The organism is Kitasatospora sp. NPDC092039 (assembly GCF_044756065.1).
Classification (GTDB): Bacteria; Actinomycetota; Actinomycetes; order Streptomycetales; family Streptomycetaceae; genus Kitasatospora.
On sequence record NZ_JBIVSD010000012.1, the window covers coordinates 141,761 to 158,033 of the forward strand.

Annotated in this window: 15 protein-coding genes; 11 read left to right on the top strand and 4 right to left on the bottom strand. The window is 70.4% G+C overall.

Annotation, left to right across the window (positions count from 1 at the left end):
* Positions 1–6 precede the first annotated feature (6 nt).
* From ACIQI7_RS23665 to ACIQI7_RS23680, 4 genes are read right to left on the bottom strand one after another with little or no spacing between them, the layout of a single operon-like run.
* The gene (locus tag ACIQI7_RS23665) at positions 7–147 is read right to left on the bottom strand and encodes a hypothetical protein (protein ID WP_401113093.1); all 141 of its coding nucleotides are present in this window, start codon (positions 145–147) and stop codon (positions 7–9) included.
* A 17-nt stretch (positions 148–164) separates the two neighbouring features.
* On the bottom strand, positions 165–1,436 hold the full coding sequence (locus ACIQI7_RS23670; protein ID WP_401113094.1) for a hypothetical protein: 1,272 nt from the start codon (positions 1,434–1,436) through the stop codon (positions 165–167).
* Positions 1,433–2,077, bottom strand: coding sequence for a hypothetical protein (locus ACIQI7_RS23675; protein WP_401113096.1), 645 nt, complete (start codon positions 2,075–2,077; stop codon positions 1,433–1,435). The genes ACIQI7_RS23670 and ACIQI7_RS23675 overlap by 4 nt, the downstream gene beginning before the upstream one ends.
* Positions 2,074–2,337: a hypothetical protein gene (locus ACIQI7_RS23680; protein ID WP_401113097.1), complete on the bottom strand. Its 264-nt coding sequence runs from the start codon at positions 2,335–2,337 to the stop codon at positions 2,074–2,076. Before ACIQI7_RS23680 ends, ACIQI7_RS23675 begins: the two co-directional genes overlap by 4 nt.
* Before the next feature lie 529 nt (positions 2,338–2,866).
* Here ACIQI7_RS23680 and ACIQI7_RS23685 point away from each other — a divergent pair.
* From ACIQI7_RS23685 to ACIQI7_RS23735, 11 genes are all read left to right on the top strand, one after another.
* Entirely contained in the window at positions 2,867–3,715 is an 849-nt protein-coding gene (locus ACIQI7_RS23685) for a GntR family transcriptional regulator (protein WP_401113099.1), read from the top strand.
* Positions 3,712–4,395 carry an HAD family hydrolase gene (locus ACIQI7_RS23690; protein ID WP_401113100.1) on the top strand — a complete coding sequence of 228 codons (684 nt, stop codon included), beginning with the start codon at positions 3,712–3,714 and terminating at the stop codon, positions 4,393–4,395. The genes ACIQI7_RS23685 and ACIQI7_RS23690 overlap by 4 nt, the downstream gene beginning before the upstream one ends.
* Positions 4,396–4,673: 278 nt before the next feature.
* Positions 4,674–5,189, top strand: coding sequence for a DUF4365 domain-containing protein (locus tag ACIQI7_RS23695; protein WP_401113102.1), 516 nt, complete (start codon positions 4,674–4,676; stop codon positions 5,187–5,189).
* Positions 5,186–6,322 carry a hypothetical protein gene (locus tag ACIQI7_RS23700; protein WP_401113104.1) on the top strand — a complete coding sequence of 379 codons (1,137 nt, stop codon included), beginning with the start codon at positions 5,186–5,188 and terminating at the stop codon, positions 6,320–6,322. The genes ACIQI7_RS23695 and ACIQI7_RS23700 overlap by 4 nt, the downstream gene beginning before the upstream one ends.
* 88 nt (positions 6,323–6,410) lie before the next feature.
* Positions 6,411–6,881: a hypothetical protein gene (locus ACIQI7_RS23705; RefSeq protein ID WP_401113106.1), complete on the top strand. Its 471-nt coding sequence runs from the start codon at positions 6,411–6,413 to the stop codon at positions 6,879–6,881.
* A gap of 1,141 nt (positions 6,882–8,022) precedes the next feature.
* On the top strand, positions 8,023–8,112 hold the full coding sequence (gene kdpF, locus ACIQI7_RS23710; RefSeq protein WP_401113108.1) for a K(+)-transporting ATPase subunit F: 90 nt from the start codon (positions 8,023–8,025) through the stop codon (positions 8,110–8,112).
* A gap of 1 nt (position 8,113) precedes the next feature.
* Complete coding sequence (gene kdpA / locus ACIQI7_RS23715) at positions 8,114–9,778, top strand: potassium-transporting ATPase subunit KdpA (RefSeq protein ID WP_401113110.1); 1,665 nt, start codon at positions 8,114–8,116, stop codon at positions 9,776–9,778.
* Entirely contained in the window at positions 9,778–11,895 is a 2,118-nt protein-coding gene (gene kdpB / locus ACIQI7_RS23720; protein WP_401113112.1) for a potassium-transporting ATPase subunit KdpB, read from the top strand. The genes kdpA and kdpB overlap by 1 nt, the downstream gene beginning before the upstream one ends.
* Positions 11,896–11,915: 20 nt before the next feature.
* Positions 11,916–12,551 (top strand): potassium-transporting ATPase subunit KdpC, encoded by a 636-nt coding sequence (gene kdpC / locus ACIQI7_RS23725; RefSeq protein WP_401113114.1) that lies wholly within the window; start codon positions 11,916–11,918, stop codon positions 12,549–12,551.
* A gap of 121 nt (positions 12,552–12,672) precedes the next feature.
* Positions 12,673–15,216: an ATP-binding protein gene (locus ACIQI7_RS23730; protein ID WP_401113116.1), complete on the top strand. Its 2,544-nt coding sequence runs from the start codon at positions 12,673–12,675 to the stop codon at positions 15,214–15,216.
* A gap of 69 nt (positions 15,217–15,285) precedes the next feature.
* Positions 15,286–16,023 carry a response regulator gene (locus ACIQI7_RS23735; RefSeq protein WP_401113117.1) on the top strand — a complete coding sequence of 246 codons (738 nt, stop codon included), beginning with the start codon at positions 15,286–15,288 and terminating at the stop codon, positions 16,021–16,023.
* Positions 16,024–16,273: the final 250 nt, after the last annotated feature.

Sequence of the window (16,273 nt, forward strand, 5' to 3'; positions counted from 1 at the left end):
AGAGGATCAGATCTCGTCGCAGCGGAGCTGGTAGCAGTCGTCGCAGAGCGGGCGGACCCACTCCCGGTCGTTGATCTCCAGGTCGAACGGGTCCACGCGGACCGTGACGTCCGGCTTGGCCTCGTCGCAGTAGTCGCAGCTCTCCATGTCGGTCTCCTCCGAGGTCAGGCGGTGGCCGGCGGGTTGTGGCGCTCGGCGTCGACGTGGCGGCGCAGGCGTACGGCGTAGTCGTTGCGGCAGCCGAGCGCGTCGCGGACCTTCTTGGTGCTGAGCTCCTCGCCGCGGGCGGCGAGGTCGTCGGCCAGGACGCGGACCCGGGCGATGTCGGCCGGGTCGAGGGCGCGTTCCCCGGCGGTCGCGGCAGCGTTCCCGGCAGGGCTGTCCGAGGGCTCGCCTCCGGGCGTCCCGGGGGCAGGTGCGGGTGCGTACGACCCCGTTCGGTAAAGGGCTTCGAGGGCTTCCGTGGTGATCGGGGAAGCGTTCCGCGGGCCGTCGGGAACGGTGTCGAGATAGACGCCGTCGGACGGTCCGGAGGGCAGCGGGAGGGTGAGGGCGGGGAACGGGTCGTCGGGCATTCCCGGCCACAGGTCGGCCGGTGCCGGGAGCGCGCTCAGCTCCGCGACCCGGGCGCGGGCGTTGAGCCTGCGGGCCAGCAGATCGGCCGTCAGCCCGGGGACGGTGACGCCGTGGACGTACTCCCAGGCGATCCGCCACGCCTCGTCGGCGGGCAGCGCGCCGAACGGGGCGGCGGACAGCAGGCGGTCGGCGACCTCCCGTACCTCGGGGTGGTGCTCGGCCCGGCGGCGGGCGTGCTCGGCGCGCTCCTTCGCCGTCTTCTTCTCGGCGGTGGTCGGGCCGCGGCCGCCATGGGTCTGGAGGTCGGTCAGCCAGACGGCGCCGATGCTGGACAGGGCCAGCACGAAGGCGACCCAGTGGTGGTGCGGGTACTGCGTCCAGCCGTGGGCGAAGTTGATGCCCCCGGCGACCAGGCCGGCCGCCCACGCGCCGAGGCGGTAGGTGTGGGTGGAGCGCTCGCCCTCGGCCTGGGCGCCCATGGCGACCAGCGCCCACGCACCGCCCTCCAGCATCGCGGCCAGCAGCACCGCCAGCAGCAGCGCGACGTCGGCGTGGTCGAGCGCGGCGACCTGCGAGACCACGGCCGGCACGATCGAGCACGCCTGCACCAGCCGGACGAACGCCCGCGCCGGGTTCGCCGTGATCCAGCCGGTGACCCGGCCGAACCGCGCAGCCCTTGCCGCACGGCGGCGCTCCTTCGCCTGTTCGGCGTCGCGCTGGTCGGCCTGGTGCCGCTGGCGGGCCGCCTCGGCGTCCAGCCGCTTCTGCTCGCGCTCCTCGCGCCGGTCCGCCCGGTCATCAGCCCGGACGGCCCGGCGGTCCTCGCGCCGCTCGGCACGGAAGTCGTTCAGCCCGCTCACCGCTGCCACCCCGCCTTCGGGGAGAAGCCGACCGCCTCGGCGGCCTGCCCGCAGGTCAGCCGCCCGCACTGGTCCAGGGCTTCGGCGAGGGCCGTCACCCGGTCCCACAGCGTGTCGAGCAGGGCGTCGGTGTGGTCGTGCAGCGCGGCCAGGTCCCGGCACGGGTCGTCGGACGCCCCGAAGGTGACGTCCCGGCCGGAGCCCTCGTCCACGACCCGGTAGATCTCGCGGCGGTCGTTGACGGCGCCGAGTTCGGTCAGCCATCCGCGCCGGGTGGTCCACCGGCCGCTCTCCCGCAGCCACCGGTCCTGGGCCCGCTCGCCGGCGGCCAGCATCGTCAGGCCGGTGCGGAGCGGGGCCGAACAGGGACCGAGGACGACCGCCCCGCCGCTGCCGGCCCGGTCCGGGACCAGGCCGAGGTCGTCACGGATGAAGACGGCCTCGAACGGGATCCCGAAGTGCAGCAGGACCAGGACGTGGCCGGCCTCGTGCGCGGCGAAGGCACGCCGCAACTCGTCCACCGGCAGGTCCAGAGCCTCGGTGACGCCCACCCCCGACGGCAGCTCCGGCCGGGGGTTGCGCATGGTCATCCCATTCCGGACGTCGAAGCACCAACTGGCGCGGTTCAGGATGTTGCTCACGCCGCCACCCGCTCGACGCTCGCGGTACGGCGGATGACGGCCGGGCGCCGCAACGGCACCGGCGCCACGCTCAGCAGACGCTCGGCGTAGGCGGCCAGCACCGGGTCCTCCCGACGCAGGTTCGCCAGGACGTCGTCCGCGGCGTCCATCCGGGCCTCGCGCTCGATCACGCTCTCGCCGGGCACCCCGGTGAACAGCCGGGTGAACTCCGAGTCCACGACGAGACCGAGCGCCAGCTCGGCGAACTCCTCCTCGTTCAAGGCCGTTTGGCCTGCAACAATCGACCTCACGGGTCTACCTCTTCTCTCGTAGGGGGCGGGCCCGAGGGCCGCCGCGCGTTCCTTGGCCGGAGCGCGGCGGCCCGACTCATGCGGGCCCAGCTACTCGCGGTGCACGAGCAGCCATGGCCGCGGCCCAACCGCGAAGCGGAAGGGCCGGACCAAAGTCACTCGTTCACAGATCGGGCCCCGGCAGAGCAGGGCCCGATGTGCCGTCCTTTCGGGATGTGCTCCCAGGCATGGACGGCGTTGACCTTTCGGTCTCCAGCCATCCGGACTGCCAAGGCGCCGGTTGCCTCGGCCCGATCTATCCCGGGCCCCTTCACCCTGGGTACGGCGCTCGCCGACCATTCGCGGGTGCATTTGTGCAGCTCAGAGCAACCCAAAGAAGGCCCCTCTGTGTCGCCCCTGTCTCACTTGGTGCGACACCCACAACATAGACAACCTGCTTAAGCAGGTCAAGAGAGTTGGGTTTCTCGCGCCTGTTGGGCGCCTCCCCTAGCATTGGCCTATGGCCCTAGACCCGGATGACTCTCGCCCCCCGTATCAGCAGGTCAGCAGCTCTCTGCGGGCCTCGATCCTCACGAAGAAGCCGGGCTTCGAGACCGGCGACAAGCTGCCCTCCGGCCCCGAGCTGGCGAAGCACTTCGGCGTGGCGCGCGGCACGGTGGACAAGGCGCTCGACCTGCTCCGCACCGAGGGGCTGATCGTGACCCGGCAGGGGAGCGGCTCGTTCGTGAGGGAGCGGACGTCTCGGCCGGTCGGGCTGCGGCCGCACCTGGAGGCCGCCTTCGAGCAGCAGCAGGTGACCCTCGACTTCGCCGGGTTCTCCAGCGAGACGCTGCACAACGCGCTGCAGGAGCCGCTCGACAAGGTCCGCTCCGGCCGACTGGCACCGGAGTCCATCACGGTCCGCCTGCTGCTGCCGGACACCACGGCGCCGATGGCGGTGCCGGTCCTGGTCGACGGGCTCCAGGACGAGGCCGTCCTCCGGCAGCGCGCCCGCAACATCGCCCTGACGAACGCCGGCGGCATCTCGCACTCGGTGGAGATGCTGGCCGAGCTGGGCCTCGTCCAGAAGGCGAGCGTCCAGGTCAAGGTCCACCGGGCGTCCAGCCTGTTCAAGCTGTACATCCTGAACCGGTCGGAGGCGTTCTTCGGCTTCTACCCGCTCCGCGAGCGCACCGTGTCGATCGACGACACCGCCCACACCTTCTACGACGTGACCGGCAAGGACACCACCCTGTTCCACCACGCCGCCGGCCCGGATGACGCCTCGCTTGGATCGCAGTACGTCCAGCAGGCCCAGATGTGGTTCGACAGCGTGTGGAGCACGATCGCCTACGAGCGCCAGCCATGATCGCCACCCCTCAGCAACTCGCCGACGTGCTGCGGCCGGTGAAGCACGTGCTGCTCGATTTCGACGGCCCGGTGTGCTCGGTCTTCGCCGGCCTCCCCGCCCCGGAGGTTGCACGGCGACTCCGTGAGGGCCTGCTCGCCACCGGCGTGCAGGCTCTGGGAGTGGAGGAGGAGAACGACCCGCTTGCCCTGCTCCGGCTGGTCGCTGACGCCCGACCCGACCTCACGGCGACTATGGACGCCGCGCTGGCCGTGCTGGAGACCGAAGCCGTCCGGGCTGCCCGCCCGACCCCCGGCGGAGAATCGGTTCTGCGCGCTGCTGCTCACTCCGGTCGGCTGGTCTCTGTAGTCAGCAACAACGCGGGCGACGCGATCGAGACCTACCTCACCGAGCACGGCCTCAGCGAATACGTGGCCGGTGTCTTCGGGCGGGCGCCGGGCGACCCCTCCTCCATGAAGCCGAACCCGCGCCTCCTGTTCGAAGCCATGGCGGCCGTAGGCGCCGCACCGGAGCAGTGCGTCTTCATCGGCGACGCGGCTCGTGATGTTGAGGCTGGGAAGGCTGCCGGAGTCTCGACGATTGGCTACGCCAACAAGCCGGGCAAGGAAGCGAGGCTTGCCGCCGCTGGCGCCGTGGTGATCGTGGATTCCATACAACTCATCGCCGAGGCGCTCACCTAGGAGAAACCGGGACAAGATAAATCAATCCACCCTCCCTCACCGGCTAGGACTGTTGACGGCAAGGCGGGAAAGTGTCATACCCCCGTGCAACGCTACGGAGTGCCCAGCGACTCAGCCACAGGTCAGGAGGGCCCGTGCTCACTCGGCCACACGCCAGACACGCCCCCTGCCCGCGCCTCCGCTGCCAGCCCACCCACCTCAGGTCAGTGTCTGCCAATTTTGCCGCAGAGGCCGCTACGCTACTGCCAGCCGTGGTGCGCCGATGTGAAGGAGGCTGCGTGGTAGACCCTGACACGTGGCAGCAAGAGCAGCTCAGTCTTGCCTATGTCACTGCGGTCGCAACGCAGGCCCGTGCCACGGTTGCAACGTGGAATGTAGACAAAGACGGCGTCGACGTCACCCTGAAGCGGAACCACCAGCTGGTTGAGGTTCAGCTCAAGTGCACGCACAGCCCCACTATCACTGCCGACGGCGACTATGCATTTGACCTGGACGTAGCCACCTATGACAAGCTCCGCGGCGAGCGCAGGCATGCCGCCGGATTCCTCGCCCTGTTCATAGTCCCGCGTGATGTAAATACATGGCTGGTGCATGACCTGGAGCCCAAATCTCTGCTTGTCAGATGCACCGGCTTCTACAAGCAAATACAAGATATGCCGGCCACAACGAACACGTCCAACAAGCGCATCTACCTGCCGCCAGCCCAAAGACTTAACGCGGCCGGACTGGATGCCATGTTCGCCTATGCAGACGAACGGCTCTTCGGTCCTAGCGCCCAGGAGGCCATCGCATGATCACCTCCGACGTCAAACCGGAAGATCTCGCAAGCTACCTTCGTGGAGCGGGCTGGACAAAGCTCCGCAGCGGGGCCCTAGCTGAACTCTGGGCTCCCACTCGGGGAGAGGCTGGCAGCATTCTTGTTCCGCTGGCCATTGACGCACCTGACTATGGCCGAACGCTGGACATTCTGACGCGCGAGCTATCCCTTCTTGAGCATCGACCTGTTAGCGAGATCCAACTAGAAATCTCGCGTCAGTTCCTGGATGTGACAGACTTGCGCGCCGAAGACGATGATATTGACCAGGGAACGATTTCAATTGAGGCCGGACTTGGCCTTTTTAGTGCAGCAAATCGCCTAATGGTCTCCGCTGCGGCCGCGACCTTGCATCGACAGGGCCATTACGGAAAGTCGATGCCTAAGAAGGCGTACGAGCACGCCCGTCGACTCCGGCTCGGTCAGACCCGCCCTGGGTCGTACGTCGTTCCAGTCATCAGTAATGCTAGATTCAGCGCTGCTCCGCGTCCGGTAGATGTCGACCTCCAGCTCGACATCCAAGCCGAGGAATCTTACTTTGATCGACGAGTCTTGGCTACGCTCTCGCGATCTCTTGAAACGCTAGCCGAGCTCACTATGAATCGTGATCGCACACCCACGCGCGATGAAGTTAGGGACTCGGTAGGCGATGGTGTTTCCGTTGAATTGTGCGCTGCGGTCCTTGAAGTTGTAGGCAAGGCGAAGGTAGAAATTCTGGATGTTACGTTCAACTGGGCTCCTGGAGCTCCAGTGCCGACCGAACTAAGGCGCAACGTGACATTCGCACGCGAAAACGTGGTAGTGCTGGAGAATGTTCGAGGAGAGCTTGAGGAGGGTCACTCCAATATTGAAACAGTTCTCTATGGGGTAATCCGAAAGATGGGCCGCAGGCAGAACGAAGAAGGTGGAAAAGTCAGCCTTGATACGGTAATTGATGGACGCAAGCGACAGGTCTCCTTCGACTTGGGGCCCAAGGCCTATCGTGACGCTGCGCAATGCCATGGAGAGCGCCGCCCTGTGGTGGTAACAGGAATTCTTGATGCACCGCCCGGGCGGCCAGCCACCATGGAAGTCCGATCGTTCGCGCCCGACAACTCCGTGATGACGCTCTGAGTCCCGCGGTACATCAGGCCCCCGCAGTGGGTTCGCTGCGGGGGCCTTGCTCTTCTGTGGGGCGCGCGGTGTCGGTAGGTTCTGGGTGGTGATTACTCAGATCGTCACGCTGGTGGGTGTCCTGCTGGGCGCGCTCACCTCGTTCGTGGCCACCGGGTGGGCGGAGCGGGTCAAGCATCGGCGGCTGATGGCCTCGCGGTGGGACGAGCGGAAGCTCGACACCTATGTGCAGTACGCGACCTGCGTGAAGGAGATCGCGGCCGTGGCCAAGCGGGCGGTGGATGTCGAGGTGGGGTCGACGGAGCGGGCGGAGTTCCTGGCGGCGATGGAGCAGTTGGAGATCCAGCGGTCGGCGCTCTTCGAGACGCTCGTCCTGCTCGCGAGTCCGGCTGCGGTGGAGGCGGCGAAGGCGGTGAACGCCGCGTTGTGGGAGTCCGAGATCGCGGCCCGTGAGCACTCCGAGGTGTCGAACGGGCCTGTCCTGGTCGAGCTGCTCAACGCCTATCACGCGCAGGCCCGGCTCGACCTCGGGGTCGGAGGCCCGGCGGCCGGAGCGTGAGCAGAAACACAAAAGGGCCGGCCCGGGCAGCGGAGATCGCTGCCCGGGCCGGCCCATCGTGTGCTCGGGGGAGGGGGCGTCGAGACCATGATTCGGACCAGGCGCGGACCAGATCCGGTCCGCGATCAAGTGTTGCCTGGTCAGAGCGCCCCTGGTCAGCGGCCTGTAAATCTGTCGCGCAAGCTACGCAGGTTCGAACCCTGCACCAGCCACAGGATGGAAACAGCCCCCGATCTGCGGAAACGCAGATCGGGGGCTGTTTCGTTTGTCCGGGGCCGTTCCGTGGGGCGGGGCTCCGGGCCGACTTATTGCACATTGCTTGCAATTACAGGTTGTAGGCAGCAGAGTGGGGTGCCGGGGGTGGGAGTCCTTCGACAGAGCTGATCGTCTTCCCAGCCGGCGACCGCCGGGACAACGGCTCGCCCCACCCCCGCCAACAGCCACCGGACCGGGCCCGCTCGGCGGGCCGACCGCGCTCTCCCCGGACGCCACGGCCTCGGTCGCGTACGGGCCGGAGTCGATCGCGCTGGTGCCGGCCGCCGCCGCGCCCTGCGCCGGCACACCGACGCGGTGGTCTGCCGGCCGCGCATGCGGATGTGACCGGGGACGGGGAACAGGACGGCCCCGGACGGCAGCCCGCCGTCCGGGGCCGTTCCGTCTCCCGGGACGGTCGCCACCGCCGCCGGACCAGCCGCCGTGACCGCTCTCGGACCCGCCGAATCAGCCGCGGACCAGCCGCAGTGACCGCTCTCGGACCGCCGCCGGAGCAGCCGCCAGGATCTCGGCCCGATCGCGACGGTCTCGGTCCGGTGAAGCGCCCGTCAAGGCCGCGTCAACGTCGCGCTATCACCCGTATGGACGGCGTCAGGGCCCTCATGACGCGCCCCTGACGGCTGGTTGGCTGCTTCTGCCGGTCGTCCACCGGCGCCGCGCGAGCCCCTCCGGCCAGGTCGCGGCCTCTCCCGAACCACTCTGGTGGAGCCCATGTCCGATCTCATCTACGTCGGTGTCACGGTCGCCGTGTTCGCCGTCATCGCCCTGATCGCGCGGGGGGTGGAGAAGCTGTGAGCGAGCGCAGCGAACGAACCATCGAAGGGCGCGTGTCGCGCCAGGCGCCCAGCGAGCGCAGCGAGGTGGCCGCATGAGCGCCGAGAACGTCGCTGGTCTGGTCGTGGCCGTCGCACTCGTCGGCTACCTCGTCGTGGCGCTGATCTTCCCGGAGAAGTTCTGACATGGGATCCACTCTCGCGGGCTGGCTCCAGGTCTTCGCCCTCGTCGGCGCGCTGGCCCTGTGCTACCGCCCCCTCGGCGACTACATCGCCGAGCTCCTCACCTCCGCCAAGCACCTCAGAGCCGAGCGCGGCGTCTACCGGCTGATCGGCGTCGACGGCGACGCGGACCAGCGCTGGCCGGTCTACCTCCGCTCGGTGCTGGCCTTCTCGGCGGTCTCCGTCCTCTTCCTCTACGGCCTGATCCGCCTCCAGGGCCACCTGCTGCTGAGCCTGGGCGTTCCGCGGATGGAGGGCCACCAGGCCTGGAACACCGCCATCTCGTTCGTCGCCAACACCAACTGGCAGTCCTACGGCGGCGAGTCCGCGATGGGCCACCTGGTGCAGATGGCGGGCCTGGCGGTGCAGAACTTCGTCTCCGCGGCCGTCGGCATCGCCGTGGTCGCCGCGCTGGTGCGGGGCTTCACCCGCAACCGGACGGACCGGGTCGGCAACTTCTGGGTGGACCTGACCCGGATCAGCCTGCGCCTGCTGCTGCCGATCTCGATCGTCTTCGCCCTGGTCCTGGCCGCCAACGGCGTGATCCAGAACTTCCGCGGCTTCCACGAGGTCACCACCCTCGCGGGCGAGGTGCAGAAGATCCCCGGCGGCCCGGTGGCGTCCCAGGAGGTCATCAAGCTGCTCGGCACCAACGGCGGCGGCTTCTTCAACGCCAACTCGGCGCACCCGTTCGAGAACCCGACCGGCTTCACCAACCTGGTCGAGGTCTTCCTGATCCTGCTGATCCCGTTCGCCCTGCCGCGGGCCTTCGGCCGGATGGTCGGGGACGACCGCCAGGGCTACGCGATCGTCGCGGTGATGGGCCTGTTCTGGGCCGCCTCCACCGCCCTGATGACCCTCGCCGAGTCGCAGCACTCCGGCACGGCCCTGCAGGCCGCGGGCGCCGCGATGGAGGGCAAGGAGCAGCGCTTCGGCATCGCCGCCAGCTCGCTGTTCGCCGCCTCGACCACGCTGACCTCGACCGGTGCGGTGAACTCCTTCCACGACTCGTACACGCCGTTCGGCGGCGGGCTGGCGGTCTTCGACATGATGCTGGGCGAGATCGCGCCCGGCGGTGTGGGCTCCGGCCTGTACGGCATGCTGGTGCTGGCGATCGTCGCGGTGTTCGTGGCCGGCCTGATGGTCGGCCGCACGCCCGAGTACCTGGGCAAGAAGCTCGGCGGCCGGGAGATGAAGTTCGCCTCGCTGTACATCCTCACCACGCCGACGATCGTGCTGGTCGGCACGGGTGTGGCGATGGCCCTGCCGGGTGAGCGCGCCGGGATGCTCAACTCGGGCGCCCACGGCTTCTCCGAGGTGCTGTACGCCTTCACCTCCGCGAGCAACAACAACGGCTCGGCCTTCGGCGGCATCACCGTCAACACCGACTGGTACGACACCGCGCTCGGCCTGGCGATGATCTTCGGCCGCCTGCTGCCGATCGTCTTCGTCCTGGCGCTGGCGGGTTCGCTCGCCCAGCAGCAGCCGGTCCCGGCCACCCCGGGCACCCTGCCCACCCACAAGCCGCTGTTCGTGGGCCTGCTGTCGGGCGTGATCCTGATCGTCGTCGGCCTCACCTACTTCCCGGCCCTGGCTCTCGGGCCGATCGCGGAAGGTCTGTCCTCCTGATGTCCACCCCAACGCTCAACCCCGCACCGGCCGAGACCCCCGCCGAACCCGCCGCCCCGCACAGAGCGGCCGGCGGCCTGCTCGACCCGAAGCTGATCGTCGCGTCCCTGCCGGACGCGGTGAGGAAGCTCGACCCCCGGGTGATGGTCAAGAACCCGGTGATGTTCGTGGTCGAGGTCGGCTCGGTGGTCACCACCGTCGCCGCGATCGCCGACCCGTCCGTCTTCGCCTGGGCCGTCACCGTCTGGCTCTGGCTGACCACGGTCTTCGCCAACCTGGCCGAGGCCGTCGCCGAGGGCCGAGGCAAGGCCCAGGCCGACACCCTGCGCAGGACCAAGACCGAGAGCGTCGCCCGCCGGCTGACGAACTGGCCCGCCACCCGGGACGAGGAGGAGGTGCCCGGCACCGAGCTGAGGCTCGGCGACCACGTGGTGGTCGAGGCCGGGCAGGTCATCCCCGGGGACGGCGACGTCGTCGAGGGCGTCGCGAGCGTCGACGAGTCGGCGATCACCGGCGAGTCCGCGCCCGTCATCCGCGAGTCCGGCGGCGACCGCAGCGCCGTCACCGGCGGCACCAAGGTGCTGTCCGACCGGATCGTGGTGAAGATCGCCGCGGAGCCCGGCAAGTCCTTCATCGACCGGATGATCGCCCTGGTCGAGGGCGCCGCCCGGCAGAAGACGCCGAACGAGATCGCGCTCAACATCCTGCTGGCCTCGCTGACCGTCGTCTTCCTGGTCGCGGTCGTCACGCTCCAGCCGATGGCCGGCTACGCGGGCGCCCCGCAGTCGATGATCGTGCTGGTCGCCCTGATCGTGGCGCTCATCCCGACCACCATCGGCGCGCTGCTCTCCGCGATCGGCATCGCCGGCATGGACCGCCTGGTGCAGCGCAACGTGCTGGCGATGTCCGGCCGCGCCGTCGAGGCCGCCGGCGACGTCAACACCCTGCTGCTCGACAAGACCGGCACCATCACCCTGGGCAACCGCCAGGCCGCCGAGTTCGTCCCGGCACCCGGAGTCGGCCAGGACGAACTGGCCGGTGCCGCGCAGCTGTCCTCCCTCGCGGACGAGACCCCCGAGGGCCGCTCGATCGTGGTCCTCGCCAAGACCGGGTACGGCCTGCGGGCCCGCGCCCAGGGCGAGCTGACCCACGCCACCTGGGTCCCGTTCACCGCCCAGACCCGGATGTCGGGCGTGGACCTGGACGAGGCCGACGGCGTCCACCAGGTCCGCAAGGGCGCGGCCGGCGCGGTCACCGACTGGGTCGCCGAGAACGGCGGCCGGGTCACCGACGAGGTGTCGACGCTGGTCGACGGCATCTCGGCGGCCGGCGGCACCCCGCTGGTGGTGGCGACCAGGGTCGGCTCGGCTCCGGCCAGGGTCCTGGGGGTCGTCCACCTCAAGGACGTGGTCAAGGAGGGCATGCGGGAGCGCTTCGACGAGCTGCGCCGGATGGGCATCAAGACCGTCATGATCACGGGCGACAACCCGCTGACCGCCAAGGCGATCGCGGAGGAGGCCGGCGTGGACGACTTCCTCGCCGAGGCCACGCCCGAGGACAAGATGGCCCTGATCAGGAAGGAGCAGGAGGGCGGCAAGCTGGTCGCGATGACCGGCGACGGCACCAACGACGCCCCCGCGCTCGCCCAGGCCGACGTCGGCGTCGCGATGAACACCGGGACCATGGCGGCCAAGGAGGCCGGCAACATGGTCGACCTGGACTCCAACCCGACCAAGCTGATCGAGATCGTGGAGATCGGCAAGCAGCTGCTGATCACCCGCGGCGCGCTGACCACCTTCTCGATCGCCAACGACGTGGCCAAGTACTTCGCGATCATCCCCGCGATGTTCGCCGGGGTCTACCCGGGCCTGAGCCACCTCGACATCATGGGCCTGCACAGCCCGCAGTCCGCGATCACCTCGGCGATCGTCTTCAACGCCCTGGTCATCATCGGCCTCATCCCGCTCGCCCTGCGCGGCGTGAAGTACCGGCCCGCTGACGCGAGTTCGCTGCTGCGCCGCAACATCGGGGTCTACGGCTTCGGCGGCCTGGTGGTGCCGTTCGTCGGCATCAAGCTGATCGACCTGATCGTCCAGTTCATCCCCGGCCTCGGCTGACGCGGGAAGGAGAGAAAACCATGTCCAAGCCCCTGCCGACGATCCTCCGCACCCACTTCACGGCCCTGCGGGTACTCCTCGTGCTCACCGTGGTCCTCGGGATCGTCTACCCGCTGCTGGTCACCGGCATCTCCCAGGTCGCCTTCGACGACCGGGCGAACGGCTCTCCGGTGAAGTCCGACGGCAGGGAGGTCGGCTCCAGCCTGATCGGCCAGAGCTTCGACCTCCCGAAGAAGAACCCCGCGGACCCGGACGAGGAGGCCCGGCCGGACCCGCAGTGGTTCCAGCCCCGCCCCTCGGCCGCCGGGACCGGCTACGACGCGTCCTCGTCCGCCGCCTCGAACCAGGGCCCGAACAGCGAGGACCTGCTGAAGGCCGTCGACGACCGCCGCGCCGCCGTCGCCGCGTTCGACGGCGTCGACCCGGCGAGCGTTCCGGCCGACGCGCTGACCGCCTCCGGCTCCGGCCTCGACCCGCACATCTCCGTCGCGTACGCCGAGGAGCAGGTCAACCGGGTCGCCAAGGCGCGCGACCTGCCGGTGGAGACGGTGGACAAGCTGGTCGAGAAGTACACCGAGGGCCGCTCGCTCGGCTTCCTCGGCGACGGAGGAGTCAACGTCCTGCTGCTCAACAAGGCGCTCAGCGAGCAGAAGTGACACCGCCCCGCACAGTCGGGTGACCGGGCCGGCCCGGGCGCCGGAGCACGCCTCCCGCGCCCGGGCCGGCCGGCCCGCGGCCGCAGACGTGCACCACCTCCCGATGGAAAGAGCAGTGCCCATGGCCCGCGACCTCACCACCGGCACCGGCAACCGCGGTGGCCGGCTGAGGGTGTACCTCGGCTCCGCGCCGGGCGTCGGCAAGACCTACCGGATGCTGGACGAGGCCCGGCGCAGACAGGAGCGCGGGGCCGACGTCGTGGTCGGGTACATCGAGTGCCACGGCAGACGCCACACCGAGGCCATGCTGGCCGGCCTGGAGGTCCTGCCGCGGGTGCACCGCTCCTACCGGGACGCCGAGTTCGAGGAGATGGACCTCGACGGCCTGCTCGCCCGCCGCCCGTCCGTCGTGCTGGTGGACGAGCTGGCGCACACCAACATCCCCGGCGGCCGGCACGCCAAGCGCTGGCAGGACGTCGAGGAGCTGCTCGCCGCCGGGATCGACGTCATCACCACCGTCAACGTCCAGCACCTGGAGTCGCTGAACGACGTCGTTCGGAAGATCACCGGAATCCCGCAGCGCGAGACCGTCCCGGACGAGGTGGTCCGCCGGGCCGACCAGCTCGAACTCGTCGACATGGCCCCGCAGGCACTGCGCCGCCGGATGGCCCACGGCAACGTCTACCGGGCGGAGAAGGTGGACGCCGCGCTCTCCAACTACTTCCGGGTCGGCAACCTCACCGCCCTGCGCGAGCTCGCCCTGCTCTGGGTGGCCGGACGGGTGGACGAGGGCCTGCGCGACTACCGGGCCAGCCACAACATCGACCGGGTCTGGGAGACCCGCGAACGGGTCGTGGTCGCCCTCACCGGCGGCCCCGAGGGCGAGACCCTGATCCGCCGCGCCGCCCGGATCGCCGACCGCACGGCCGGCGGCGAACTGCTGGCCGTCCACGTCTCCCGCAGCGACGGCCTGGCCGGCGCCTCCTCCGGCGCGCTCGCCCAGCAGCGGCAGCTGGTGGAGACCCTCGGCGGCAGCTACCACGTGGTGGTCGGCGACGACGTCCCCACCGCGCTGCTCACCTTCGCCCGCGCCCACGACGCCACCCAGCTGGTGCTCGGCACCAGCCGCCGCGGCCGGATCAACCGCTTCCTCACCGGCCCCGGCACCGGACAGACCACCGTGGACGCCTCCGAGGACATCGACGTCCACATGGTCACCCACGAGTTCACCGGCCGCGGCCGGCTGCCCTCGCTCGGCCGGCGCCACTCCCGGCGCCGCACCGTCGCCGGCTACCTGGCCGGCCTGGTGCTGCCCTGGGTGCTCACCGTCCTGCTCCCGCGGGCGGACCACGGCATCAACCTGACCACCGACGCGCTGATCTTCCAGCTGGGCGTGGTCGTCGTCGCCCTGCTCGGCGGCGCGGTGTCGGCCCTGCTGGCCTCGGTCGTCGCCTCGGTGCTGCTCAACTACTACTTCATCCCGCCGATCCACAGCCTGACCATCGGCGAGACCAACAACATCGTCGCCCTGGCGGTGTTCGCCGCCATCGCGCTCACCGTCTCCACCGTGGTCGACCACGCCGGCCGGCTCACCAGCCGGGCCGCCCGCGCCACCGCCGAGGCCGAGACCCTCTCCACCCTGGCCGGCAGCGTGCTGCGCGGCGCCGACGCGCTGCCCGCCCTGCTGGAGAAGTCCCGGACGGCCTTCGGCATGCGGGCCGTCGCCCTGCTCTCCCGGGCCGACGGCGAGGTGCTCGCGCACTGCGAGGGGGACCACCAGGGCGACGGCGAGGGACCGTACGAGACCACCGAGGTCCCGGTCGGCCAGGACGCCGTGCTGGTGCTCACCGGCCGCCGGCTGCCCGCCGCCGACCAGCGGGTGCTGACCGCCTTCGCCGCCCACGTCGCCGCCGCGCTGGAGCGCGACCGGCTGGCCGTGGTCGCCGCCGAGGTCGAGCCGATCAAGGCCGCCGACCGGATGCGCACCGCCCTGCTCGCCGCCGTCAGCCACGACCTGCGCACCCCGCTGGCCGCCGCCCGCGCCTCGGTCGGCTCGCTGCGCAGCCCCGACGTCGAGTTCTCCTCCGAGGACCAGGCCGAACTCCTCGCCACCGCCGACGAGTCGCTGGCCAAGCTCACCCGGCTGGTCGACAACCTGCTCGACATGAGCCGCCTCCAGGCCGGCGCGCTCACCCTGCACCTCACCGAGACCCACCTGGACGAGATCCTGCCCCGGGCACTCGACAGCCTCCCGGACCCGTACGTGCCGGTCCAGCCGCTGGACCTGGACACCACCCCGCCGGTGCTCGCCGACCCCCCGCTGCTGGAGCGGGTGCTCGCCAACGTGGTCACCAACGCGCTGCGCCACAACGCCCCCGGCGCGCCCGTCCTGGTCACCGCCAGCCACCACGCCGAACAGGTCGAGATCCGGGTGATCGACCGCGGACCCGGCATCGCCCCCGAGGACCGCGACCGGGTCTTCCTGCCCTTCCAGCGCCTCGGCGACACCGACAACACCACCGGCGTCGGCCTCGGACTCGCCCTCTCCCGCGGCCTCGCCGAGGCGATGGGCGGCAGCCTGGAGGTCGAGGACACCCCGGGCGGCGGCACCACCATGCTGCTCACCCTGCCCGCCGCCCCTGGGGAGGAACCGCCGCATGAGTGAACGGAGTGAACGAATCACCGGAAGGTGCGTGTCCCGCGAAGCGACTGCCGAGCGAAGCGAGGCGGACGCATGAGCGAACGGAGTGAACGAATCACCGGGAGGCCCGTGTCCCGCGGAGCGAGGGAGATCCTGGTCGTCGACGACGAGCCGGCCCTGCTGCGCATCCTGCGGATCAACCTCAGCGCCCGGCAGTACGCCGTCCGCACCGCCGCCAGCGGCGGCGAGGCGCTCGACCGCGCCGCGCACTCCTCCCCGGACGCCGTCCTGCTCGACCTCGGCCTGCCCGACCTCGACGGGATGGACGTGCTGCGCGGCCTGCGCACCCACAGCGCGGTGCCGGTCATCGTGCTCTCCGGCCGGACGGACGCCGCCGACAAGGTGGGCGCCCTGGACGCGGGTGCCGACGACTACCTCACCAAGCCGTTCCTGATGGACGAGCTGCTGGCCCGGCTGCGCGCCGTGCTGCGCCGGCCGCCGGGCGGCGTGCTGCCGGGCGACGTGCCGCCGGGCCGGCCGGTGATCGGCGACCACACCGTGGACCTCGTGGCCACCGCGGTGAACGGCCCGAACGGCCCGGTCCGGCTCACCCCGACCGAGTGGCGCATCCTCACCCTGCTGCTCGCCAACCCCGGTCGGCTGGTGCCCGGGCGGCAGATCCTGCGCGAGGTGTGGGGCCCGGCCCAGGAGGGGCGCGGCAACTACCTGCGGGTCTACTTCGCGGGGCTGCGCCGCAAGCTGGAACGCGACCCGGCCCGGCCGCGGCACCTGGTCACCGAGCCGGGGATCGGGTACCGGTACGTGCCGTGACCGCTGTGACCGTCCGGCCGACCGGGCCGCCGAACCTGTCAACGTGCCGTCAAGAGCGGTCCGCTGGGCGACAGGAGGGCGTCAAGGCGGCCCGGCGGCGGTGCTCCGCGGACGTAGTGTCGGTGCCGAGGGAGCGGGCCCTGCTCCGTGTGGGGGAGGTCTGGGGTCGCTCCGGACGCCGTCCACGGACGGCCGGCAGGTGGGGGAGGGGCGCGCGACACCCGTCGCGCGCCCCCAATGCCTTCCGGCT